Source organism: Psychrobacter sp. Rd 27.2, from assembly GCF_001921755.1.
Taxonomy (GTDB): domain Bacteria; phylum Pseudomonadota; class Gammaproteobacteria; order Pseudomonadales; family Moraxellaceae; genus Psychrobacter; species Psychrobacter celer.
This window is the reverse complement of record NZ_MRYB01000028.1, coordinates 1-1,293: the sequence shown is the minus strand read 5'-3', so window position 1 is coordinate 1,293 and position 1,293 is coordinate 1. Positions and strand designations below refer to the sequence as shown.

Genomic DNA, 1,293 nt, shown 5'->3' with positions numbered 1-1,293 from the left:
TGCTCCAGTCTTTGTTGCCAATACGGTACATTGATTTGTGACCATTCAAATTCCTCTAACTTCTTCCATGAGGATATTTGCTCACTGACACTACGCATGGCTGCGCGTGCATCTTTCCAGTGTTTACTATCTTCTTGCAGCTTTGTTTTGAGCTGCTCTATTTCTACTTGCAGCAATGCGATCTTGTTTTTGTTGCTAAAGCCCAGTTGCCAATGACGCCTATCATTAATACTCTGCAAGTCTTTTTTATCAAAGCGGCCTTTTTCTTTATGAATTAATCCTTGCCGAGTCATTGAAAAAGCAGTGCGGTCGAGCTGTTCGGTGTTAGCCACACACAGCAAATCATAACGAGATAAAAATGTTTTGAGCCAGTCACGATAAGAGTGAGTACGCCATTTTAGCTTACATAAAAAACCGTCAGCTTTAAATGCAGTATGGCTCTTAGCTTGTTGATTATCCAATACTACTTGTACACGGACATGTAATCCTGTGTGCTGGCTATTAAGCCATTTAGTAACAAGCGAGTAATACTCTTTTGGTACAAGTAATGTGGTTTTTAATCCTCCAAGTGCTCGCTCGATAGCGCCTTGCCAATCTTGTTCATCTTCTTCTATATCGACCAATTCACCGATATACATGAGTGTATTAGGATCAATGCCTAAACTACGGGAAATTGCGTCTTTTAGTTGGTTAAACTTCGGTGGAATATTTGAGTTAGGTTGGCTTTTAAGTGCTTCAATCTCATTTGATAGCTCTCGATGGTGTTCCTCAGTTTCATTTAAAGCAATGGCGCAGTCACCAAATTCACGTTCACGGTCTGCTTCTTGCTCAGCGAGATGCTCTTGAATATTATTGGCTTGAGTAATATTGCTGTGAAAAGTCTGCTCATCTAAAGTGGTTTTAATACTTAGGTTACGGCATAGTATTTGGTAACGAGAGGCGTTCGCATTGGTGCGGTTAAGGGTATCTTTAGTAGCTTGGATGTCTTTTTTTAGGCTATCAATGCGATTGCCGCCGAGGTTCATATATTCATCACGGCAGCGGTTTACTGTTTCAGTAGCATCACGCTCTTGTTGTTCGATTTGCGCAAGATCGCGCTCTAATTGCTCTAGCTGTTGTGACAACTGCTGTTGCTTTTGCTGATATAGTTTGGCGTAGCACTGAGCAAAATAGATCGGCAGCGCTTGTTTTTGCTTAGAAGTGTCATTAATAACTAATTGTGTTTTTACGATATCATCAGCAAGCTTTGGTAAGCGTTCAAGGTGGGTAACTTGCTCTTTGGCATCTTGCAGG

General features: G+C 41.2%; 1 pseudogene. It reads right to left on the bottom strand.

Annotated elements, in window-relative coordinates:
• Window positions 1-1,293 (bottom strand): annotated as a pseudogene (locus BTV99_RS13465) (hypothetical protein); the annotation flags it as partial.